Below are 22,202 nucleotides of genomic sequence, written 5' to 3' on the forward strand. Positions count from 1 at the left end.
GCCCCCTCTTCACCGGTCCGCTCAGTCCAGGTAGCCGCGCAACTGGTCGGCGAAGGTGTGGTCGCGCAGCTTGGTGAGGGTCTTGGACTCGATCTGCCGGATGCGTTCCCGGGTCACTCCGAACAGCCGTCCGATCTCCTCCAGGGTGTGCGGCCGGCCGTCCAGGAGCCCGTAACGCAGCTGGACGACCTTGCGTTCCCGCTCCCCCAGCGTGGACAGCACGGCCTGCAGATGCTCGCGCAGCAGCAGGAACGCCGCCGACTCCACCGGGGAGGCCGCGTCGCCGTCCTCGATGAGGTCGCCGAGGGCGATGTCCTCCTCCTCGCCGACCGGGGCGTGCAGGGACACCGGTTCCTGGGCGAGCCGCAGCACCTCGTCGACCCGCTCGGGCGGCAGCTCCAGGCGGGCGGCGACCTCCTCCACGGTCGGCTCGGACCCGCGTTCCTGCAGCATGCGCCGCTGCACCCGCACCACCCGGTTGATCAGCTCCACGACGTGCACGGGCACCCGGATGGTGCGGGCCTGGTCGGCCAGCGCCCGGGACATGGCCTGCCGGATCCACCAGGTGGCGTAGGTGGAGAACTTGTAGCCGCGGGCGTAGTCGAACTTCTCCACCGCCCGGATCAGCCCCAGGTTGCCCTCCTGCACCAGGTCGAGCATGGTCAGCCCGCGGCCGACGTACCGTTTGGCGACGGACACCACCAGCCGCAGGTTGGCCTCGATGAGCCGCCGTTTGGCCACGCGGCCCATGACGACGAGCCGGTGCAGGTCCGCGGCGAGCCGGCTGTCCAGGCCGGGCGTGGTGTTCAGCTTCTCCTCGGCGAACAGCCCGGCCTCCACCCGCCGGGCCAGTTCCACTTCCTCGGCGGCGGTCAGCAGCGGTATCCGGCCGATCTCCCGCAGGTACTGCCGGAACAGGTCCGCGGAGGAGCCGCCGGTCTCGGCCCGGACCGTGACGGACGGCTCGGCGTCCTCCGCCGGCCCGGCGTCCTCCGGCGGCCCGGCGTCCTCCGGCGGCCCGGGCTCTGCCGCGTCCGCGTCCCCCGCGGCCCCGTCTCGCGGCCCGGGCGGCGGCGCCGTCTCCGGCCGCGCCCGGACCCCGGTCTCCGGGTGGCGTACGGCCTGGTCCTGCGGCGGTACGGCCGCGACGACGAGGCGGGGGGCGGCGTCGGTCTGGGTGAGGGTCTGGGTCTGCACGCGGGCGACCTCCAGGATCGTCGCTGTCGACCAGTGCGGCAGCGGTACTCGGGGACGCATCCGGCGGCCTCGCCGCGGTCCGGCCCGTGCACGACGGGCGGGCCGCGGTGGTGCGGGACGAGCGGGGAGACAAGGACCGGCCGGGGTCCGGGGACTCGGGCACCGGACCCAGTGTGGGGTACGACACAACTCCGCCACGAGGGGCCTGCGGTGACTTTTTGCGCCCGGCCGGTCACCGGGCGGTCGCGAGGGCGGCGCGGAACGGCCCCGGCCGGCACAGGGCCGGGCGGCGCCCGGACGCCGGGGCGCTACAGGGCCTGTGCTCCCCGCTCCCGCAGTGCCTGGTCGTACTGCTGCAGCACCCACAGTTCGTTCTGCACGGCAGCGAGCTGGGCCGGGTCGCCGCCGTGGGACAGGCGGGCCACCGCGCTCTGCAGGTCGCGGACGCGGCGTTCGACGGCGCGGCGGCGGACGGTGACCAACTGGTCGCCGGCGTAGATCTCGTCCACCTCCCTCGCGCCCCGGTGCATCTTGAGCGGTTCGACGGCCAGCTCGGTCACCATGGCCCGCACCTGGTCGTCGGGGGCCGCCTCGCGGACCCGGATCAGATAGTCCTGCGGGTCGGCCACACCGTCCTCGGCGCCGCCGGCGTCGGCGATGGCCTGGCGGACGGCCGCGTACGGGGCGGCGGTGAACTCGTCCACCCCGTAGGCGTCGAAGGCCGGGGAGACCAGCTCGGGGCGTTGCAGCGCGAGTTTCAGCAGCTCACGCTCGGTGGCGTGGACGGGGTTGCGCAGGTGCAGCGCCGGGCCGCGCGGCACGGGCCGGGCCTGTCCGGCCCAGGCGGGCCGCGGAGCGGCGGGCCGTCTCTCCGGCGCGGGCAGGCGGCCGCCGCGCTCGCGGGCCCAGCGGGCCAGCTGCGCCACCCGCCGGACCACGAACTGGGTGTCGAGGATGCCGAGCAGACCGGCGAGCTGGACGGCGACCTCGTGCTGGGCGCCGCTGTTCTTGATCCGGGCGACGACCGGCGCGGCCTCGTCCAGGGCGGCGGCCCGGCCGGCCGGGGTGTCCAGGTCGTAGCGGGAGACGATCTGGCGCAGCGCGAACTCGAACAGCGGGGTGCGCGGCTCGACCAGGTCGACGACGGCCTCGTCGCCCTTGGCCAGGCGCAGCTCGCACGGGTCCATGCCGTCGGGCGCGATGGCGATGTAGGTCTCGGCGGCGAACTTCTGGTCGTCCTCGAAGGCCCGCAGGGCCGCCTTCTGCCCGGCCGCGTCCCCGTCGAAGGTGAAGATCACCCGGGCCGAGCCGTTGTCCATCAGCAGCCGGCGCAGGATCTTGATGTGCTCGCCGCCGAAGGCGGTGCCGCAGGTGGCGATCGCGGTGCGCACCCCGGCCAGGTGGCAGGCCATGACGTCGGTGTAGCCCTCGACGACGACGGCCCGGCTGGTCTTGGCGATCTCCTTCTTCGCCAGGTCGATGCCGTACAGCACCTGGGACTTGCGGTAGATCGGCGTCTCCGGCGTGTTCAGGTACTTCGGGCCGGTGTCGGCCTCGTACAGTTTGCGCGCGCCGAAACCGACGACCTCGCCGCCGATGTCGCGGATCGGCCACATCAGGCGGCCGCGGAAGCGGTCGATGGGGCCGCGGCGGCCCTCCTGGGCCAGGCCGGAGACGATCAGTTCCTTGTCGCTGAAGCCCTTGCCGCGCAGGAAGCGGGTGAGGTGGTCCCAGCCCTGCGGGCTGTAGCCGACGCCGAAGTGGACGGCTGCGGCCTGGTCGAAGCCGCGCTCGGCGAGGAAGACCCGGCCGGCCTCGGCCTCCGGGGAGGTCGCCAGCTGCTCGGCGTACCACTCGGCGGCCAGTTTGTGCGCCTCGATCAGGCGGATCCGTTCGCCGCGCTGCTGGGCCGGGTTGTACCCGCCCTCCTCGTAGCGCAGCGTGATGCCGGCCTGGGCGGCCAGCCGCTCGACCGCCTCGGAGAAGGAGAGGTGGTCGATCTTCATCACGAACGTGATGGTGTCGCCGCCCTCCTGGCAGCCGAAGCAGTGGAACAGCCCCTTGCTGGGGCTGACCTGGAAGGACGGCGTCTTCTCGTCGTGGAACGGGCACAGGCCCTTCAGGTTGCCCCCGCCCGCGTTGCGCAGCTGGAGGTACTCGGACACCACGGCGTCGATCGGGATGGCGTCCCGAACCGCCTTCACGTCCTCGTCCTTGATCCGTCCTGCCACGCGTGAATTCTACGGGGGTGCGGTGAGGGCCCCGGTGCGCGCGGGGCCCCGGCCGGGACGCGGACGCCGCCCGGTCAGTGCCCGGTCAGCGTCCGGTCACCCCCGGGGACCAGGGCCTTCACCGGCACGCCCTTCGGGGAGAGGGCTCCAGAGAAGGCTTCAGGGCAGAAGGCTGTCCAGCGGCACGTGCGGGTCCGCCAGGGCCTCGGTGTCGACCTGGGCCCGGCTGCGGATCAGCCGCTGGACGGGGTCCGTGACGTCCCACACGTTCACGTTCATCCCGGCCAGCACCCGGCCCTCCTTCACCCAGAACGCGAGAAACTCGCGCTTCCCGGCGTCCCCGCGGATCACCACCTGGTCGTAGGAGCCCGGCGGCGCCCATCCGCTGTACTCCATGCCCAGGTCGTACTGGTCGGAGAAGAAGTAGGGCAGGCGGTCGTGGACGACGTCCCGGCCGAGCATCGCGCGGGCCGCGGCCGGGCCGCCGTTGAGGGCGTTGGCCCAGTGCTCCACGCGCAGCCGGGTGCCGAACAGGGCGTGCGGGAAGCAGGCCACGTCACCGGCGGCGTAGATGTCGGGGTCACAGGTGCGCAGCCGCTCGTCCACGGCGATGCCGCCGCCGTGGGCCGCGTCCGCCAGTTCCAGCCCGGCCGCCTCGGCGAGCGCGACCCGCGGTGCGGCGCCGATCGCGGCCAGCACGTCGTGGCAGGGGTGCTCCTCGCCGTCGTCGGTGCGGGCGGCCAGCACCATCCCGTCCTGGCCGACGATCTCGGTGATGCGGGCCCCGAAGTGGAACCGGACGCCCCGCTCGCGGTGCAGCTCGGTGAACAGCTGCCCCAGCTCGGGCCCGAGCACCCCGTACAGCGGGGTGGGGGCCTGCTCGACCACGGTGACCTCGGCGCCGTAGGAGCGGGCCGCGGCGGCGACCTCCAGGCCGATCCAGCCGGCGCCCGCGATCACCAGGTGCCCGTTGTCCCGCCCGAGGTGGGTCAGGACGTTGCGCAGGCGTTCGGCGTGGGCGAGGCGGCGCAGGTGGTGCACGCCGGCCAGGCCGGTGCCGGGGACGTCCAGGCGGCGCGGTTCGGCGCCGGTGGCCAGCAGCAGTTTGTCGTAGCGGATGTACGTGCCGTCGTCGCCGTAGTGGACGGTCTTCGCGGCGCGGTCGATGGCGTCGACGGTCTGCCCGAGGTGCAGTTCGATGTCGTTCTGCGCGTACCAGGCGGGCTCGTGGACGAGGGCCTTGTCGCGTGTCTCCTTGCCGAGGAGGAACCCTTTGGACAGCGGCGGACGCTCGTAGGGATGGTCCCGCTCGTCGCAGATGAGGATGACGCGGCCGCTGAAGCCCTCCGCGCGAAGGGTCTCGGCCGCCTTGGCGCCGGCCAGACCACCTCCGACGATGACGAATGTCTGATCCGCGTCGACCACGTGTTGCCTCCTCGTCAGGGTGCCGCCCCATGCGAGCGTCCCGCACGGAGCGTGATGCGGGAAGAGGGAGTGGCCCGATCAGGCCACAGAGGGTCACACAAGGACCCGTCGATCACGCTTCCGGGGCGCGTCCGGCGCACCGATCACGGCGCCCTTCACGGGTATCACGGCTGCGGATAAGCGCGCTGTCAGTGTCCGGGACGGTTTCGGTGGCGGTTTCATGGACGCCGTCAGGGACGCTGTCATGGACGCTGTCAAGGACGCCTTCAAGGACGCCCTGGCCGCCCGCCCGGCCGGCCGGTGAGCCGTGCGTGCAGCCGGCGGGCCGAGGCGTCGGTGAGGGAGGCGATCTGGTCGACGACGACACGCTTGCGCGCCCGGTCGTCGCCGGCCTGCCGGAACAGGGCGCGGAACTGCGGGTCCAGCCCCTCCGGCGCGCGTGCGGTCAGCGCGTCGGCCAGCTCCAGGACGACGACCCGCTGCCGGGCGCGCAGCCGTTCCTGCTCGTCGCGCTGCATCACGTACAGGTCGGCGACGGCCTTGAGGACGGCGCACTCCATCCGGATGCCGCGCGGCACCACCAGCTCGGCCGCGTACCGGGTGAGCCGGCCGCCCCCGTACGCCTCCCGGGTGGCGTGCTCGGCGGCCAGACAGAACCGGCCGATGAGCTGGCTGGTGGCGTCCTTCAGCCGGGCCTGGGCGACCGCGGAGCCGTCGTAGCCGTGGGGCCACCACTCCTGGGCGAGCAGCCGGTCCAGTGCCTCGGCCAGCTCCTCGGGGTCGGTGCCGGCCGGGACGTACCGCCCGACGGCCACCGCGAAGATCTCCTGCCGCTCCAGGTCGGCCTGCAGGCAGGCGGGCTCGATGTGCCCGGCGTGCAGCCCGTCCTCCAGGTCGTGCACCGAATACGCCACGTCGTCGGACCAGTCCATGACCTGCGCCTCGAAGCAGGTCCGGGTGCCGGGCGCCCCGGCGCGCACCCAGTCGAAGACGGGCCGGTCGTCCTCGTACACGCCGAACTTCGCCGAGTGCGGGTCGCCGGGGCGGGCACCGCGCGGCCACGGGTACTTGGTCGCGGCGTCCAGCGCGGCCCGCGTCAGGTTGAGCCCGACGCTGACCAGCTCCCCGGACTCCGGGTCGGTGACGAACCGCTTGGGTTCGAGCCGGGTGAGCAGCCGCAGCGACTGGGCGTTGCCCTCGAAACCGCCGCAGTCGCCGGCGAACTCGTTCAGCGCCTGCTCGCCGTTGTGCCCGAACGGCGGATGCCCCAGGTCGTGGGAGAGGCAGGCGGTCTCCACCAGGTCCGGGTCGCAGCCGAGGGCGGCCCCCAGTTCCCGGCCGACCTGGGCGCACTCCAGGGAGTGGGTGAGCCGGGTGCGCGGGCTCGGATCCCAGGCCTGGCTGGGCTCGCCCGGGGTGACCACCTGGGTCTTGCCCGCCAGCCGTCTGAGCGCCGCGGAGTGCAGCACCCGGGCACGGTCACGCTGGAAGGCCGTGCGCCCCGGCCGCTTGTCCGGTTCGGCCGCCCACCGCTCCACCGCCGGCGCCTCGTACCCGGCGGGCGGGAGGTGATCGTGGGACGACGCTGCTGCCGCGGAGGCGATCCCGTCCATGCATCGACAGTACGAGGTGCGGGGCGGTGGGGCGCTTGGTTGTGGGGCGGGGGTGTCCACCGGTGGGGGTGCCTTGCGTGAGGCTCCGGTGGGGGTGTCGGTCGGGGCGTCCGGTGTACGCCGGGGACATGGGCGGTGGCCCTCTGGAGGCGGGCCGTGGGCGTCACGGGACGGCGAGGGGCGGGTGCGAGAGAGCACCGACCGGCTCGAACGCCTCGGAGGTCTCGAAGGCCGGGGACGTGTCATACGCCTCGTGCCCCTCGGACGCCGCCAGCACCTGGTCGTAGCGGAGCAGGACCAGACGGGCCAGGGCCGGGTGGTCCCCGAGCGGGGCGGCGGCGACACCGGGGGCGGCCGCGGCGCACTGCACGGCGAAACGGCCCGGGGCGGCGAAGCAGGAGGCGACGGCGATGCGGTGACGGCCGCGGGCGGTCAGCGCGCGCACCGCCTCCGGGACGGTCGGCGCGGCGGCGGAGGCGTAGGCGGCGACCACGGGCGCACCGAGCCGGGCGGACAGCAGCCGGGCGGTACGGCGGGTGCCGGCCGCCGACTCCGGATCGCGCGAACCCGCCGCCGCCAGGACCACCGCGTTCGTGCGGCGCTCGTCCGCATCGTGCGGCGGCCGCCATCCGGCCTCGGTCAGCCGGTCGTGCAGCGCCTCCACGAGCAGCGGGTGCGGGCCGAGCGGGGCGGCCACCCGGGCGTGGGCCCGTGCGGCGGCGGCCATCCGCGGGATGTCCCGCTTGACGTGGTGACCGGAGCCGAACAGCAACGGCACCAGGACGACATCGGTGCCCGCCAGCCGCGCGAGCGTGTCGGGCAGCAACGGCTCGTTCAGCTCGATGTGGCCCAGGTGCACGGGCAGGCCGGGGCGCAGCTCACGGACACGGTCCAGCAGCGCCCGCACGGTGACCACGGCACGCGGGTCGCGACTGCCGTGCGCCACCAGGACCAGGGCGGGCAGGTGTCCGTCGCGCGGAGGGATCGACACCGTCATACCGGGATCCTCCCGGCGGGACGTTGCGTGGTGATTGCGGGGACGTGACGAGGGTTTTCCGGGGGGTCACGGGGTGGGGCGTGGGGGGTGTGAGAGGGTCCATCCCCGCGTGCGCGGGGAGCAGCTGACCACACGCACTGACCAGATGGCCGGATGGGGTCCATCCCCGCGTGCGCGGGGAGCAGGCAACGTTCGACACCCGCGGCCTCGACTTCGCGGGTCCATCCCCGCGTGCGCGGGGAGCAGGAGCATGTAGCCGGCGCGGTGTGCGTCGGTGAGGGTCCATCCCCGCGTGCGCGGGGAGCAGGCCTTGACCCACGTCACGGGGAGCGTCGACGCGGGTCCATCCCCGCGTGCGCGGGGAGCAGTGAAGCCTCAGCTCGTGCGCGCTGAGGACACCGGGTCCATCCCCGCGTGCGCGGGGAGCAGTCTTATTCCTGTCACGATTTACGATTTATCTAGGGTCCATCCCCGCGTGCGCGGGGAGCAGTACAACGGCGACGTGATTGCGGAAGATATGCAGGGTCCATCCCCGCGTGCGCGGGGAGCAGAGCCAGCCACCAGAGTCATAGCCACCAGTACGGGGTCCATCCCCGCGTGCGCGGGGAGCAGTGTCTTCGTCTTCTGTGTCCCGCATTCTCGCCGGGTCCATCCCCGCGTGCGCGGGGAGCAGCGACGGCGGCGGTGACGCGGGCGCTCGGCGCGGGGTCCATCCCCGCGTGCGCGGGGAGCAGGTCGGCGGCGAGTTCGTCGATGACCGCGGGCTGGGTCCATCCCCGCGTGCGCGGGGAGCAGGCGAACTCTGCCGGGCTGGTGATCCGGGTCATGGGTCCATCCCCGCGTGCGCGGGGAGCAGATTCACCCGCTGACCGGCGACTTGGCCCTAGGGGGTCCATCCCCGCGTGCGCGGGGAGCAGAAAAGCGACACTACCCTGTACTGCGGGGTCCCGGGTCCATCCCCGCGTGCGCGGGGAGCAGCGTGTTCAGCTATTGGTGCTCGACGAGCCACCGGGTCCATCCCCGCGTGCGCGGGGAGCAGTCCCACAGCCGGTGCGCCTCGTCGTAGACCTCGGGTCCATCCCCGCGTGCGCGGGGAGCAGAGTGCGCGACCTGCGGGTTCACGAGGCGCGAGCCGTGTTTTTCATGAGTTTCACCGAGTCCGGCAAAAGGTACACACCGCCTGATTGTCGTCATGGAGGCCTATCCGAGCCCCGATCTTAGGGTCGTCCTCACACCGGCGTCTGCCGTTTGCTCTGGTCGCCGAACCTGAGGGGGCGAGAGTGTCGGCTGCACACCTCACCACAACCCCCCACCCCCGAAGAGCTCACCGTGCCGGACGTGTAACAGGGGCCGTCCGGTCACGTAACACACGACGCGCAGGCTGGGCGGCATGCCGACTTCCGCTACGCCCACGCACTGCCCGTACTGTGCCCTGCAATGCGGGATAAATCTGACCGCCGGCCCGGACGCGGGGGTGGAGGTGGCCGAGCGCGCGGACTTCCCGGTCAACCGTGGTGCGCTGTGCGCCAAGGGCCGGACGGCGCCGGCTCTGCTGTCCTCCCGGCTGCGGCTGACCTCGCCACTGGTGCGGAAAGGAGGCCGGCTGGAGCCCGCCGGCTGGGACGAGGCGCTGGACCGGATCGCCGGGGCGCTGGACGGCGCCCGCCGCGAGCACGGGCCGGACGCCTGCGCGGTGTTCGGCGGGGGCGGGCTGACCAACGAGAAGGCGTACGCGCTGGGCAAGTTCGCGCGGGTGGTGCTGGGCACCTCGCAGATCGACTACAACGGGCGGTTCTGCATGTCGTCGGCCGCCGCTGCGGGCACCACGGCGTTCGGCCTGGACCGGGGGCTGCCGTTCCCGCTGGAGGACATCGCCCGCACCGGGTGCGTGATCCTTGTCGGTTCCAACCCGGCGGAGACGATGCCGCCGGCGCTGCGGTACTTCACCGAGCTGCGGGAGAACGGCGGCACACTGATCGTCGTCGACCCGCGCCGCACCAGGACCGCCGAGCAGGCCGACCTGCATCTGGCGCCCCGGCCCGGCACCGATCTCGCCCTGGCCCTGGGCCTGCTGCACCTGGTCGTCGCCGAGGGGCGCACCGACGAGGCGTACATCCGGCAGCGGACCACCGGCTGGGAGGAGGCGCGGGCGGCGGCCATGGCGCACTGGCCGGAGTACGTCGAACGGGTCACCGGGGTGCCCGTGCCGCAACTGCGGGAGGCGGTGCGGCTGTTCTGCGCGCCCGAGTCGGCGATGGTGCTCACCGCGCGCGGCCCCGAGCAGCAGGCCAAGGGCACCGACACGGTGGGCGCGTGGATCAACCTGTGCCTGGCGACCGGCCGGGCGGGCCGCCCGCTGTCCGGGTACGGGTGCCTGACCGGGCAGGGCAACGGGCAGGGCGGCCGCGAACACGGCCAGAAGGCCGACCAGTTGCCCGGCTACCGCAAGCTGGCCGACCCGGCGGCGCGCCGGCACGTGGCCGAGGTGTGGGGCGTGGACCCGGACAGTCTGCCGGGGCCGGGCCGCAGCGCGTACGAACTGCTGGACGCCCTCGGCACGGACATCCGCACGCTGCTGGTGATGGGCTCCAACCCGGTGGTGTCGGCGCCGCGCGCCGCACAGGTGGAGGAGCGACTGCGGTCGCTGGACTTCCTGACCGTCTGCGACGTGGTGCTGTCGGAGACGGCGGAACTGGCGGACGTCGTCCTGCCGGTGACGCAGTGGGCGGAGGAGACGGGGACGACGACGAACCTGGAGGGCAGGGTGCTGCTGCGCCGGCGGGCCGTGGCCCCGCCCGAGGGCGTCCGCAGCGATCTGGAGGTGCTGCACGAGCTGGCGGCCAGGCTCGGTGTGGAGAAAGGCTTCCCAACGGATCCGGAGGAGGTGTTCGAGGAGCTGCGCCGGGCCAGCGCGGGCGGCCCCGCCGACTACTCGGGGATCACCTACCGCAGGCTGGCGGAGGAGAACGGGGTGTTCTGGCCGTGTCCCGCTCCGGCGCGCCCAGGCGGCACGGGCGACACCGGGTCCGCGGCAGATGTCCGGGCGGAGGTCCATCCGGGCACCCCGCGGCTGTTCCGGGACCGGTTCGCCACCGAGGACGGCCGGGCCCGTTTCGTCCCGGTGACGCACCGGCCGAGCGCCGAGGAACCGGACGAGGAGTATCCGCTGCTGCTGACCACGGGGCGGGTGCTCGCCCAGTACCAGTCGGGCGCCCAGACCCGGCGGGTGGACGAGCTGAACGCGGCGGCGCCCGGCCCGTTCGTCGAGCTGCATCCCCGGCTCGCGGCACGGCTGGGCGCGGCCGACGGCGACCCGGTGACGGTGGTGTCGCGGCGCGGGCGGGCGACGGCCCCGGCCAGAGTCTCGGCGGGCATCCGCCCGGACACGGTGTTCATGCCGTTCCACTGGCCCGGCGCGGGCCGCGCGAACACCCTGACCAACCCGGCCCTCGACCCGGCCTCGCGGATGCCGGAGTTCAAGGTGTGCGCGGTGCGGGTGGAGCCGGTGGATGGGGAGCGGCCAGGGGGAGGGGTCCACGCCTGAGCCGTCGTACGGCCGGGAGCGGGCCGGGCGGGCCGGGAGCCGTCCGGGGCGGGCCGGGGACGTCCGGGGCGGCCTTCCGGCGTAGGTTCGAGGCATGTCCGACCAGGATGCATTCGACCTCGGTGCCTATCTGCGGCGTATCGGATGGGAGGGCGGCCGGGGGGCCGATCTCGCGACGCTGCGCGGAGTGCACCTCGCCCACGCCCTGGCCTTCCCCTTCGAGAACCTGGACGCGGTGTCCGGCACGGCGCCCTCGCTGGCTCCCTGGGATCTGATGGCCAAGCTGGTCCACGGCCTTCGCGGCGGGTACTGCTACGAGCAGAACACCCTGCTGTGGCTGGCGTTGGAGGCACTGGGCTTCACGGTGTCGGGGCTGGCGGGGCGGGTGGTGCTGGGCGCCGAGTCGCCGGTGAGCCGGCCCCGGACGCACATGATGCTGCGGGTGGAGGTGCCGGGCGAGCCCCGGCCGTATCTGGCGGACGTCGGGTTCGGTGCGGTCGGCGCGCTGCTGACGCCGATGCCGCTGACCGTCGGCGCGGAGAGCGAGGGCGGCGGGCGGCGGCACCGGCTGACGCGGCTGCCGCACGACGGGCCGCTGGAGCTGTGGGTGCTGGAGGCCCACGACCACCGGACCGCGGACTGGACCGGCCAGTACGCCTTCACGCTGGAGCCGTTCACCGCGCCGGACTACGAGGTGTTCAACTGGCACGTCGCCACCAACCCGCGCTCGCCCTTCAGTCACCGTCCCTATCTGCAGCGCACCACGCCCGGCCGGCATCTCGCGCTGGACGGCTCCCGGTTCACGCAGACCCGTGCCGACGGCACCGTCACCGAGCGGGAGATCACCGACGAGGCGGAGGCCCGGCGCCTGGCGGTGGAGGAGTTCGGCATCGCCGTGCCCGAGGGGTTCACCCTGCTGGGCTGATCAACGACGACCCGGTCAGCGGCACCGGTCAACGACGCCGGTCAACAGCGCTCCGCCCAGTCCCCGCTCGCGATGCGTGTGCCGTGGGCGCGCAGCCGGGCGGTGACGCGCGGGGCGGCCACGTACACCCAGGCGCGGACCGTGCCGCCGGATACGCGTTCGATGTCGCGGGCCAGCCGTTCGTAGAGGTTGCCCGGGTCGCCCGGCGCGTATCCCTCCAGCCGGTCGAGTTCGGCGAGCAGCGTCGCGTACGCCTCCGGCCGTGCGGTGACCAGGCAGCCGGTGACCACTCCCTGGGGCTCCTCGACGGCGTAGGGGTAGCCGGGGCCCTCGTAGAGGACCGCGCCGTGCAGGCGGGCGGGTTCCTCGCTCAGGGTGCGGCCGCGCAGGAAGAGGTCATGGCGGAACTGGCCCGGGCGGAGGGTGCCGTAGACGAAGAACGGCAGGACGGCGGACGGTTCGGGGACGGCCGGGCCGGGGGCGGTCGGGTCGGGGATGACGGGTCCGGTCACGGGGACGATTCTGGATCCGTTCCCGCTCCCTGCACACCCCGGATTCCGGTCCCTGCACACCCCGGATTCCGGCCCGCCCCGGGCCCTGCTCCCCGCCCACCCAGAAGACCCCACGGCGACGACCTCACGGCCGTACGCAGGCCCGCGCTCACCGCCGGCCCCAGGCATGCCGCCCCGACAGGCCGCCCCGGCACACTCGCCCCGGCCCCGCTCCGTCACCCCTGCGGCCCGCCCCCTCCGGGTGGTTCCCGACACGCTCCCAGCGCACCCGCTCTGACCTGGGCGAACGCGAGACGCGACAGGTCGGGGCGGGCCGCGGACGACACCCGTTCTCCGTATTTCTGACACAGCCTCAGCAAGCGGGTCCCGTCGCACGCCACTTACCTCGGAAGGGCAGGGACGCGAACGGCGGCGGCACGAGCGCCAGCCGCGGCAGGTCCGTGCCCTCACCGCACAGCTCGCGCGAGCACCGACCGGAGGAGCAGCGATGCGACGTACCGTCTGTCCGACGGCCGGGGCCGTGACCGGCGCCGCGCTCGCCGTCGCCGCCGCCGTCGGCCTCGCCGCACCCGCGCACGGCGCGGACGGTGGGCCGGCCGCCGTCCGTCTGCCGCGCGCCGAGGCCGGTGCCGTCACGGGCACGCTGGACGTCTACCCGTCCTCGGTGGTGCCGGGCGGGCAGGTCAGCGTGAACACCAAGGCGTGCGGCGAGAAGGGGGTCGCGGCCGGGGACGCGAGCGCCGTCGGCGCGGGGCAGTTCCCGCTGGCGCCCAGCGCGCACGAGGGCGAGGCGATCGGGCAATTCCGGGTGCCGGAGAGCGCCCAGCCCGGCACGTACGAGATCGTCGCGCAGTGCGCCGAGGGCGGGCGGCGGGCCAAGGGCGACCTGGTGGTCACGCTGACCGCCGCCCAGCACGACCGGGTGCAGCCCCACGGAAGTGTGAAGACGGGGGTCGGTGGCGCCTTGGGCACCGACCCCGTGCGGACCGCGGCCGGCGTGGCGGCTCTCGCCGTCGCCGCCGCGGGCGGTACCTGGCTCCTGCATCGCCGGGCGAGAGGCGACGGGATCTGACGGGCGCCCCGTGGCCCGTCACCGGTACCGCGGGTCCCCTCCCCTCCGGGCGCGACGCCCCTCACCGCCCGGAGGGGGGACGGGACAGCAGGACCCCGGCCTCGCGGCCGGGCGAGGGGGCGTCGTGCCGAGAAGTCGTGCGGAGGCGTTGGCATGCGCAAGGTCAACAACGTGGCGATAGCGGCCGTCAGCACGGTCGCCCTCGGTGCCGGTGCCTGGTTGCTGCACGGCGCCGGCGTCACCCACGCCCCGCCTCAGCCGACCGCCGCCGAGGGCCTGCCCGATGCGAGCGGGCACCAGCTCTCCGCGCCCGCCCTGCCGCCGTCCCCGCCCACCCGGATACGCATACCGGTGATACGGGTGGACGCCCCGCTGATGGGCCTCGGCCTCACCCCCTCCGGCAGCCTCGACGTCCCGCCCGCGGCCGACAAGAACCTCGCGGGCTGGTACGAACGCGGCACCACCCCCGGCGAGACGGGCACCGCGATCATCGCCGGGCACGTCGACAACACCGAAGGACCCGCCGTCTTCTACCACCTCGGCGCCCTGAAGAAGGGCCACACCATCGAAGTGGACCGCCGCGACGGCAGCGTCGCCGTCTTCACCGTGGACGCGGTGGAGGTGTACCAGGCGAAGAACTTCCCCGACCAGAAGGTGTACGGCGCGGCGAGCCGCCCCGAGCTGCGGGTGATCACCTGCGGCGGCGGCTACTCCAAGGCCACCGGCTACCAGGGCAACGTGGTCGTCTTCGCCCACCTGACCGGCCACCGGCCGCTGTAGCACCCCGTCACACCGTCCCTGTCGTCACACCGCCCCGCACACCGTCCCTGTCGTCACACCGCCCCGCACACCGTCCCTGTCGTCACACCGCCCCGCACACCGTCCCTTCGTCACACCGCCCCGCACACCGTCCCTGTCGTCCACCGCGCCCCGCACACCGTCCCTCGTCACGCCACGCCTTACGCCGCCCCTCGTCTTGCCACGCCTCACGCCGCCCCTCACAGCGGCCGCCCGCGCGGTCCGAGCCCCCTCACATCCCCGCGCCCGTCCCGCTGAGCGCAGCGTTCCGCGCGGGAAACAGAGGTGATGCGGCCGGGTAACGTCCACGCCGCACGCTGCCGTGCATGACCTCGAACGCGCGCGTGGTGGTGATCGGCGCCGGCCTGGCGGGGGTGACCCTGGCCCGGCGGCTCGCCGAGCTGGGCACACAGGCGCTGGTCGTCGGCGAGGAGGAGCACCCTCCGTACAACCGGGTGCTGCTCGCCGAGGTGCTGGCCGGCCGGTACGGCCCCGAGGTGATCGCGCTGCCGGCGCCGGCGGAACTGGTCCGGGGCCGGGTCACCGGGATCGACCGGGCCGCCCGCACCGTGCACTGCGCCGACGGCACCTCGATCGGCTACGGCACGCTCGTGCTGGCCACCGGCTCCAACCCGGTGCTGCCCGCGCTGCCGGGCCTGTTCGCCCCCGGCCACCGGCTACCCGAGGGCGTCCACGCCTTCCGCACCCTGGACGACTGCCTGCGCATGTCCGCGGCCGTCCGGCCGGGGGTGCGGGCGGTGGTCGTCGGCGGCGGGCTGCTCGGCGTGTCCGCGGCCCGCGCCCTGGCCGTGCGCGGCGCCCAGGTGCTCCTCACCCAGCAGGCCGGACGGCTCATGGAGCGCCAGCTCGACCCGGACGCGTCCGCGCTGGTCGAGCGGCATCTGACCGAGCTGGGCGTCGAGGTGCACACCGAGTGCCGGGTGCGGGACGTGCACTGTCCGGGCGGCGCGGTCCGGTCGGTCCGGCTGGCCGACGGCTATGCGCTCGACGCCGATCTGGTCGTCCTGGCCTGCGGAGTGCGCCCGCGCACCCGGCTCGCCGAGAAGGCCGGGCTCGCCGTCCGGCAGGGAATCGTCGTCGACGACGAGCTGCGCACCGGCGACCCGCACATCCACGCCGTCGGGGACTGCGCCGAGCACGACGGCACCGTCTACGGCCTCGCCGTGCCCGCCCTCGACCAGGCCGGTGTCCTCGCCCAGCTGCTCTCCGGCACCCGCACCACCGGCTACACCGGCACCCGCTCCCTCACCCGCCTCACCCTGACCGCATCCACGCCCGCACCCGCACCCGGCGGACCGGCCGCCGTCACCGAACCGGCCACCGCCACCGTCACCGCACCCGGCACCCCGGCCGCCACCACCGAACCGGCCACCGCCACCGAGCCCGCACCCACCCCCACCGGCACCGCTGCCCCCTCCCCCGCCGCCCTGGACGTCGCCGCCTTCGGCGAGACGGTCCCGCTGCCCGGTGACGACGTGGTGCGGCTCGCCGATGCCACCCGCGGCACCTACCGGAAGGTCGTCGTCCGCGGTGACCGCCTGGTGGGCGGGGTGCTGGTCGGCGAACTCGGCACCGTCGGCACGCTCGCTGGGGCCTGGGAGTCGGCGGAGCCGCTCCCGGCGGAGGGCGGCGGGCTGCTTCATCTGCTCACCACCGTTGGAGGCTCCTGAATGTCCACGGACACCCGCGCGGACACCCCGACGATCGTCCTCGTCGGCCACGGCATGGTCGGCCAGCGCTTCCTGGAGGCGCTCGCCGAGCGCGGCCTGACCGCGACGCACCGCGTGGTCGTGCTGGGCGAGGAGTCGCGCCCCGCCTACGACCGGGTCCAGCTCACCTCGTACTTCTCCGGCCGGACGCCCGAGGAGCTGTCCCTGACCGACCCGCGGTTCCTCGCCGACCACGGGATCGAGCTGCACCTCGGCGACCCGGCCGAGACGATCGACCGGGAGCGGCGCACCGTCACCACCCGCTCCGGGCGGGTCGTCGGCTACGACACGCTGGTGCTGGCCACCGGTTCGGTGCCCTTCGTGCCGCCGGTGCCGGGCAAGGACGCCACCGGCTGCTTCGTCTACCGCACCGTCGACGATCTGCTCGCCATCGAGGAGTACGCGCGGACCAGGGCCGGCACGGGTGCCGTGGTCGGCGGCGGCCTGCTGGGGCTGGAGGCGGCCGGGGCCCTGAAGGGGCTCGGGCTGCGGACGCACATCGTGGAGTTCGCGCCGCGGCTGATGCCGGCGCAGGTCGACGAGGGCGGCGGGGCGGCGCTGCTGCGCACCGTCGAGGGCATGGGGCTGGCCGTGCACACCGGCGCGGGCACCCAGGAGATCCTCACCGGCGCCGACGGCGCGGTGCGGGGGATGAGGCTGTCGGACGGCTCGGAGATCGCCACCGACATGGTGGTCTTCTCCGCCGGTGTCCGCCCGCGCGACCAGCTGGCCCGGGCCTGCGGCCTCCAGGTCGGCGAGCGCGGCGGCATCGCCGTCGACGCGCGGTGCCGCACGGTCACCGACCCGCGGGTGTTCGCGATCGGCGAGTGCGCGCTGGCGGTGGACGGCCGGGTGTACGGGCTGGTGGCGCCCGGTTACGAGCAGGCGGAGACCGCGGCGGCCGCCCTCGCCGGGGACGCGGCGGCGGCGTTCACCGGCGCCGATCTGTCCACCAAGCTGAAACTGCTCGGCGTGGACGTGGCCTCCTTCGGCGACGCGCACGGCACCGGCGAGGACTGCCTGGAGGTGGTCTGCTCCGACTCGCGGGCGGGCCTGTACAAGAAGCTGGTCGTCGGCCGGGACGGCACGCTGCGCGGCGGCATCCTGGTCGGGGACGCGGAGGCGTACGGCACGCTGCGGGCGCTGATCGGCACGGTGCCGCCCGTCGCCCCCGAGTCGCTGGTGCTGCCCGCCGGTGCGGGCGCCCCGGCGCAGCTCGGCCCGGCGGCCCTGCCCGACGACGCGGTGATCTGCTCCTGCCACAACGTCACCAAGGGCACGATCCGCGGCGCGGTCACCGAGCACCGGTGCACCTCGGTGCCCGAGGTGAAGAAGTGCACCCGGGCCGGCACCGGCTGCGGCTCCTGCGTGAGGGCCCTCACCCAGCTGGTCGACGCCGAGCTGGCGGCGAGCGGTGTCGAGGCCGACACGGGGCTGTGCGGCTGCTTCCCGCAGACCCGGCAGGAGCTGTACGAGATCGTGCTGGCGCTGCGGCTGACGTCGTACCAGGAGCTGCTGGACCGCTACGGCCGCGAGGAGGCGCGCGGCGGCGACGGCTGCGAGGTGTGCAAGCCGGCGGTGGCCTCGATCATCGCCTCGCTGGCCCCGGTGATCGGCGCGAGCGGGTACGTGCTGGACGACGAGCAGGCCGCGCTGCAGGACACCAACGACCACTTCCTGGCCAACCTGCAGAAGAACGGCTCGTACTCCGTGGTGCCGCGCATCCCGGGCGGTGAGATCGCGCCGGAGAAACTGATCGTCCTCGGGGAGATCGCCCGGGACTTCGGCCTCTACACGAAGATCACCGGCGGTCAGCGCATCGACATGTTCGGCGCCCGGGTCGAGCAGCTGCCGCTGATCTGGGCGCGGCTGGTGGACGCCGGGTTCGAGTCGGGGCACGCCTACGGCAAGTCGCTGCGCACGGTGAAGTCCTGCGTCGGCTCCGCCTGGTGCCGGTACGGCGTGCAGGACTCGGTGCGCATGGCGATCGACCTGGAGCTGCGCTACCGGGGGCTGCGCTCCCCGCACAAGCTGAAGGCGGCCGTCTCCGGCTGCGCCCGGGAGTGCGCGGAGGCCCGGTCGAAGGACTTCGGGGTGATCGCCACCGCGAGCGGCTGGAACCTGTACGCCGGCGGCAACGGCGGCGCCACGCCGCGCCACGCCGACCTGCTGGCGCAGGATCTGTCGGACGCGGAGCTGGTGCGCCTGATCGACCGGTTCCTGATGTTCTACCTGCGTACCGCCGACCGTCTGGAGCGCACCAGTGCGTGGCTGGAGCGGATCCCGGGCGGCCTGGACCATGTGCGGGACGTGGTGGTGCACGACTCGCTCGGCATCTGCGACGAGCTGGAGTCGTTGATGGCCGCGCATGTCTCCCACTACCGCGACGAGTGGGCTCAGACCCTGAAGGACCCGGAGAAACTGGCCCGGTTCGTGTCGTTCGTGAACGCCCCCGGCACCCCCGACCCGGTCGTCGGCTTCGTGCCCGAACGGGACCAGATGAAGCCCGACCTGCCGCTGCTGTCGATCGGCCTGCGGCGTAGTGAGGACGACGTTCTGGAAGGAAGCGCTCAGCGATGACCCTGGCAGTCGAGACCACCCAGGCGACGGTGCAGCTCCGGCTCGGCGACGAGTGGTTCACGGTGTGCGGGCTGGGCAGCCTGCTGCCCGGCCGCGGTGTGGCGGCGCTGCTGCCGGACGGCCGGCAGGCGGCCGTCTTCCGTGACCGTGCGGGCCGCCTGTACGCCCTCGACAACCGTGACCCCTTCACCGGCGCCGCCGTCCTCTCCCGCGGTCTGACCGGCACCCACCGGGGCCGCCCGTTCGTCGCCTCGCCCCTGCTCAAGCAGCGGTTCGACCTGATCTCGGGCCAGTGCCTGGACGACCAGACCGTGCGGGTGACGGCGTATCAGGTCCGGGTGGCGTGACCACCCCGCCGGGCCGGCGCCGAGGGGTTCCGGTGCCGGCCCGGCCGTGGCGGACGGCGGTGGGACGGCCGCACGGGGTGCTCAGTCGATGCCCGAGCGTTCCACCCCCGCCACGATCCACCGCTGGAAGCACAGGAAGACCAGCAGCAGCGGCAGGATCGACACGGCGGCCGCCAGGAACAGCTCGTGCAGGCGGACCACCTGGGCGGTGGTGAACGACGACAGGGCGACCTGCACCGTCCAGGCGCTCTGGTCCTGCCCGATGACCAGCGGCCACAGGAAGGCGTTCCAGGCGCCGATGAACACGATCGTGCCGACGGCCGCGAACACCGGGCGGGCGTTGGGCACGACGATCCGCCAGTACGTCCGCCACGGGCCGAGCCCGTCCACCTGCGCCGCGTCCTCCAGCTCCCGCGGGAAGCCCAGGAAGTACTGGCGGAAGACGAAACAGGCGAACGCCGAGAACAGGGTGGGCACGATCAGTCCGCGCAGGGTGGAGATCCAGCCCAGCGTGGACACCAGCACGAAGCTGGGCACGAAGGTGACGGCGGCGGGCACCATCAGGGTGCCGAGGACGGCGTAGAACACCGTGTCGGCGTGGCGGTAGGGGATGCGGGCGAGCCCGTAGCCCGCGAGCGAGGCCAGCAGCACGGTGCCGGCGGTGGTGGCGACGGCGATCAGCGCCGAGTCGAGCAGGGAGCGGGCGAAGGGCACGGAGGGGTCCTCGAACAGCTCCCGGACGTTGTCCCAGTGCAGTTCGGAGGGGAAGAGCGTCCACTCGGGCGAGGTGATGTCCTGCTCGGAGGACAGGCCGTTGCGCACCAGCAGATAGAACGGGATCAGGAACAGCACGGCGAGCACGATCAGCACGACGAGCCGCAGCGCGCGCCCGGCCCGCACCAGGGCGTCATCCATCCGCGTTCCTCCTTCCCAGCCCGAACCAGCGGGCCTGGCCGACCGTGACGACACCGATGATCAGCGCGAGGATGACCGCGCCGGCACTGCCCAGGCCGAGGTTCTGCCCCTGGCCGAGCGCGGTGTAGTACAGGTACACCAGCGGCGGGCGGGCGTACGGCGGGTAGCCGCGCGCGTCGGAGAGCAGGTTGTAGAACTCGTCGAAGGCCTGGAAGGCGTTGATGACGAGCAGCAGCACCACCGCCACCGAGGTGGCCCGCAGCTGCGGCAGGGTGATGTGGCGCAGCACCTGCCAGCCGGGGCGGGCGCCGTCCACGGCGGCGGCCTCGTACAGCACCGGGTCGATCCGCTGCAGCCCCGCCAGGAACAGGATCATGTAGAAGCCGGCCTGGAGCCACAGCCGCACGGTGACCACGACCAGCCAGTACCAGGGCGGGTCGGTGGTGGACAGCCAGGCGACCGGTTCGGCGCCGAAGAGGTCCAGGACGGTGTTGGCCAGGCCGAACCGGACCCCGTTGAAGATCGACATCTTCCAGATCAGGGCGGCGACGACATAGCTGCACGCGGCGGGCAGGAAGAACACCGACCGGAAGAACGCCCGCAGCCGGCGCACCCGGTTGACCATCAGGGCGAGCGCCAGGGACAGCACATAGGTGGCCGGGACGATGAACGCCGTGAACAGCGCGAAGGTGAGCAGGCTGTCGCGGAAGGCGGCGTCCGACAGCATCGCCGTGTAGTTGTCCAGGCCGACGAAGTGCGTCGGGGTGACGGTGTTGTGGGCGTCGAAGAAGCTGAGCCACACGCTCCACAGCAGCGGCACATAGGTGAACAGCGCGAGCCCGGCCGCGAACGGCCCGACGAACACCCAGAACCACAGGGCGCGGCGCCGGTGGACCGCGCGTTCGCCCGGGCCCGGCTTCGCCGCGGCCGGTGCGGCCGTGCTCGGTGCTTCGACGGTGCGAGCGCTCACGTCGTCTTCCTCTGCACCCGCCGCAGTTCGTCCGACACCTTCCGCACCACGGTCCTCAGCTCGCGCTCCGGGTCGGCGCCGTCCTTGATGATCCGGCTGAGCGCGTCCTGGTAGGCGGTCTGGGCGGCCGGTGTCCACAGCAGGGGCTGGGCCCAGCCGTGGTCGGTGGTGAAGCGCACCGCGTCGGCGGCGGCTTCGGTCCGCAGCTTGGCGGCCTTCTTCGCCAGCGACAGCCGGGCCGGAATGTGGAAGCCGTAGGAGAGCGCGAAGTCCTCCTGGTAGTCGGTGCGGTCCACCCACAGCCACTTCACGTACTCCTTGGCTGCGTCGACGTGCCGGCTGCGGGCGCTGACGGCGGCCCCGTAGGCGCCGACGGGCACGGCGGGCCGGCCGGCGGATCCGTCGGCGGGGAAGGGCAGGACGCCGAAGTCGTCGCCGAGTTCCTGTTGCACCTGGGGCAGCGCCCACAGCCCGGTCCACTGCATAGCGGTCAGGCCCTGGACGAACGCGGAGGGGTCCGACCAGTCGGCGGGGGCGCCGAGCAGCAGGGACTTGCCGGCGTAGAGCCGGCGGAGCTTGCCGAGGGTGCGGGCGGCGGCGGGGTCGTCGAAGCCGACCGTGCCGTCCTCGGTGACGAGCCGGAGCCCGGCGGCGTACAGCGGGGTGCCGCCGAGGACGCCGGCGCCGCCGTCGTTGCCCAGGAACAGGCCCTTGACCTTGCGGGTGGTGAGCTTCAGCGCGGCGTCGACGAGCGCGTCGAGGGTGGTGGGCGGCTCCACACCGGCGTCGCGCAGCAGGCTCTTGCGGTAGTAGAGCATCTGCATGTCGATGACCTGCGGGATCGCCCAGGTCTTGCCGTCGTGCTGCTTCGGGGTGAGCACCACGGGGTTGTAGTCGTCCTCCACCCCGTCCAGCAGGCCGGTGAGGTCGACGACCTGGCCGCCCTGGATCTGGTCCAGGCTGGGGCCGTTGACCTCGAAGACGTCGGGACCGGAGTCGGTGAGCAGGGCGGCGGCGGTCTGCTGGTCGTAATTGCCCGGCCGCCACTGGACGGTGACGCGTGCCTTCTTGTACGCGGCGGCGTACCGCTTCACCGCCTGTTCGGTGCCCGCCTCGCCGTACTGGTGGTACCAGTGCGACAGCGCCGGACCCGATCCGCCGCCGCTGTCCCCGCGGCCGGTGTTGCTGCCGCAGGCGGCGAGCAGGCCTCCGCCCGCGGCCGCCGCGGCGGCGAGCAGTGCTCTGCGGCTGATGGTCATGGTGCGCCCCCTGACGTCGTCCTCGTCTCCACACGTGCCGGCACGTCGTTGTGCGTGCCGCGTCGTGCACCCGCGGTGCACGGCCCG

Annotated in this window: 15 protein-coding genes, 1 pseudogene and 1 CRISPR repeat array; of the genes and pseudogenes, 7 read left to right on the forward strand and 9 right to left on the reverse strand. The window is 73.7% G+C overall.

The genetic code is table 11. From position 1 onward, the window contains the following. Positions 1 to 21: 21 nt before the first annotated feature. The 5 genes and pseudogenes from IE286_RS10510 to IE286_RS10530 form a co-directional block, all read right to left on the reverse strand. Positions 22 to 1,360: pseudogene (locus IE286_RS10510) on the reverse strand (RNA polymerase sigma factor). 145 nt (positions 1,361 to 1,505) lie between these two features. Then, complete coding sequence (gene dnaG, locus IE286_RS10515) at positions 1,506 to 3,428, reverse strand: DNA primase (protein WP_189796370.1); 1,923 nt, start codon at positions 3,426 to 3,428, stop codon at positions 1,506 to 1,508. Between the two features lie 159 nt (positions 3,429 to 3,587). Further along, complete coding sequence (locus tag IE286_RS10520) at positions 3,588 to 4,853, reverse strand: NAD(P)/FAD-dependent oxidoreductase (protein ID WP_189796371.1); 1,266 nt, start codon at positions 4,851 to 4,853, stop codon at positions 3,588 to 3,590. 266 nt (positions 4,854 to 5,119) lie between these two features. Next, positions 5,120 to 6,466: a deoxyguanosinetriphosphate triphosphohydrolase gene (locus IE286_RS10525; protein WP_189796372.1), complete on the reverse strand. Its 1,347-nt coding sequence runs from the start codon at positions 6,464 to 6,466 to the stop codon at positions 5,120 to 5,122. A gap of 163 nt (positions 6,467 to 6,629) precedes the next feature. Then, entirely contained in the window at positions 6,630 to 7,463 is an 834-nt protein-coding gene (locus IE286_RS10530; protein ID WP_189796373.1) for a sirohydrochlorin chelatase, read from the reverse strand. Positions 7,464 to 7,558: 95 nt separating this feature from the next. After that, a CRISPR array of direct repeats spans positions 7,559 to 8,563; the repeat unit is 29 nt; unit sequence GGGTCCATCCCCGCGTGCGCGGGGAGCAG. 290 nt (positions 8,564 to 8,853) lie between these two features. Here IE286_RS10530 and IE286_RS10535 point away from each other — a divergent pair. Continuing rightward, positions 8,854 to 11,007 carry a molybdopterin oxidoreductase family protein gene (locus tag IE286_RS10535; RefSeq protein ID WP_189796374.1) on the forward strand — a complete coding sequence of 718 codons (2,154 nt, stop codon included), beginning with the start codon at positions 8,854 to 8,856 and terminating at the stop codon, positions 11,005 to 11,007. Between the two features lie 94 nt (positions 11,008 to 11,101). Then, complete coding sequence (locus IE286_RS10540; RefSeq protein WP_189796375.1) at positions 11,102 to 11,932, forward strand: arylamine N-acetyltransferase family protein; 831 nt, start codon at positions 11,102 to 11,104, stop codon at positions 11,930 to 11,932. Between the two features lie 41 nt (positions 11,933 to 11,973). On the opposite strand, the gene IE286_RS10545 is transcribed toward IE286_RS10540, so the two are convergent. Continuing rightward, positions 11,974 to 12,378 carry a gamma-glutamylcyclotransferase family protein gene (locus tag IE286_RS10545; protein ID WP_189796459.1) on the reverse strand — a complete coding sequence of 135 codons (405 nt, stop codon included), beginning with the start codon at positions 12,376 to 12,378 and terminating at the stop codon, positions 11,974 to 11,976. Positions 12,379 to 12,931: 553 nt separating this feature from the next. On the opposite strand from IE286_RS10545, the gene IE286_RS10550 reads away from it, so the two are divergent. The 5 genes from IE286_RS10550 to nirD all read left to right on the forward strand — a co-directional run bounded on the left by IE286_RS10550 (position 12,932) and on the right by nirD (position 18,971). After that, complete coding sequence (locus tag IE286_RS10550) at positions 12,932 to 13,516, forward strand: GVDTG sorting domain-containing protein (RefSeq protein WP_189796376.1); 585 nt, start codon at positions 12,932 to 12,934, stop codon at positions 13,514 to 13,516. Positions 13,517 to 13,669: 153 nt separating this feature from the next. Then, a complete protein-coding gene (locus IE286_RS10555) occupies positions 13,670 to 14,296 on the forward strand; it encodes a class F sortase (RefSeq protein WP_189796377.1) in 627 nt (208 codons plus the stop codon). Positions 14,297 to 14,640: 344 nt separating this feature from the next. Further along, positions 14,641 to 16,005 (forward strand): NAD(P)/FAD-dependent oxidoreductase, encoded by a 1,365-nt coding sequence (locus IE286_RS10560; RefSeq protein WP_229862272.1) that lies wholly within the window; start codon positions 14,641 to 14,643, stop codon positions 16,003 to 16,005. Further along, entirely contained in the window at positions 16,006 to 18,624 is a 2,619-nt protein-coding gene (gene nirB / locus IE286_RS10565) for a nitrite reductase large subunit NirB (protein ID WP_189796378.1), read from the forward strand. Next, the gene (gene nirD / locus IE286_RS10570) at positions 18,621 to 18,971 is read left to right on the forward strand and encodes a nitrite reductase small subunit NirD (RefSeq protein ID WP_189796379.1); all 351 of its coding nucleotides are present in this window, start codon (positions 18,621 to 18,623) and stop codon (positions 18,969 to 18,971) included. The genes nirB and nirD overlap by 4 nt, the downstream gene beginning before the upstream one ends. Positions 18,972 to 19,052: 81 nt before the next feature. Here nirD and IE286_RS10575 read toward each other — a convergent pair whose 3' ends face one another. The 3 genes from IE286_RS10575 to IE286_RS10585 all read right to left on the reverse strand — a co-directional run bounded on the left by IE286_RS10575 (position 19,053) and on the right by IE286_RS10585 (position 22,115). Beyond that, positions 19,053 to 19,886: a carbohydrate ABC transporter permease gene (locus IE286_RS10575; protein ID WP_189796380.1), complete on the reverse strand. Its 834-nt coding sequence runs from the start codon at positions 19,884 to 19,886 to the stop codon at positions 19,053 to 19,055. Beyond that, entirely contained in the window at positions 19,879 to 20,763 is an 885-nt protein-coding gene (locus IE286_RS10580) for a carbohydrate ABC transporter permease (RefSeq protein WP_189796461.1), read from the reverse strand. The genes IE286_RS10575 and IE286_RS10580 overlap by 8 nt, the downstream gene beginning before the upstream one ends. A gap of 89 nt (positions 20,764 to 20,852) precedes the next feature. Further along, positions 20,853 to 22,115 (reverse strand): ABC transporter substrate-binding protein, encoded by a 1,263-nt coding sequence (locus tag IE286_RS10585; RefSeq protein ID WP_189796381.1) that lies wholly within the window; start codon positions 22,113 to 22,115, stop codon positions 20,853 to 20,855. Between the last annotated feature and the right edge of the window lie 87 nt (positions 22,116 to 22,202).

It is taken from the genome of Streptomyces thermodiastaticus (genome assembly GCF_014656135.1).
In the GTDB taxonomy this organism is placed as follows: domain Bacteria; phylum Actinomycetota; class Actinomycetes; order Streptomycetales; family Streptomycetaceae; genus Streptomyces; species Streptomyces thermodiastaticus.

What these genes read in the sequence shown, in the direction of transcription:
- IE286_RS10525 (WP_189796372.1), bottom strand. Translation starts at nt 6,466, where the DNA reads ATGGACGGGATCGCCTCCGCGGCAGCAGCGTCGTCCCACGATCACCTC.
- IE286_RS10530 (WP_189796373.1), bottom strand. Translation starts at nt 7,463, where the DNA reads ATGACGGTGTCGATCCCTCCGCGCGACGGACACCTGCCCGCCCTGGTC.
- IE286_RS10535 (WP_189796374.1), top strand. Translation starts at nt 8,854, where the DNA reads ATGCCGACTTCCGCTACGCCCACGCACTGCCCGTACTGTGCCCTGCAA.
- IE286_RS10540 (WP_189796375.1), top strand. Translation starts at nt 11,102, where the DNA reads ATGTCCGACCAGGATGCATTCGACCTCGGTGCCTATCTGCGGCGTATC.
- IE286_RS10550 (WP_189796376.1), top strand. Translation starts at nt 12,932, where the DNA reads ATGCGACGTACCGTCTGTCCGACGGCCGGGGCCGTGACCGGCGCCGCG.
- IE286_RS10555 (WP_189796377.1), top strand. Translation starts at nt 13,670, where the DNA reads ATGCGCAAGGTCAACAACGTGGCGATAGCGGCCGTCAGCACGGTCGCC.
- IE286_RS10560 (WP_229862272.1), top strand. Translation starts at nt 14,641, where the DNA reads ATGACCTCGAACGCGCGCGTGGTGGTGATCGGCGCCGGCCTGGCGGGG.
- nirB (WP_189796378.1), top strand. Translation starts at nt 16,006, where the DNA reads ATGTCCACGGACACCCGCGCGGACACCCCGACGATCGTCCTCGTCGGC.
- nirD (WP_189796379.1), top strand. Translation starts at nt 18,621, where the DNA reads ATGACCCTGGCAGTCGAGACCACCCAGGCGACGGTGCAGCTCCGGCTC.
- IE286_RS10575 (WP_189796380.1), bottom strand. Translation starts at nt 19,886, where the DNA reads ATGGATGACGCCCTGGTGCGGGCCGGGCGCGCGCTGCGGCTCGTCGTG.
- IE286_RS10585 (WP_189796381.1), bottom strand. Translation starts at nt 22,115, where the DNA reads ATGACCATCAGCCGCAGAGCACTGCTCGCCGCCGCGGCGGCCGCGGGC.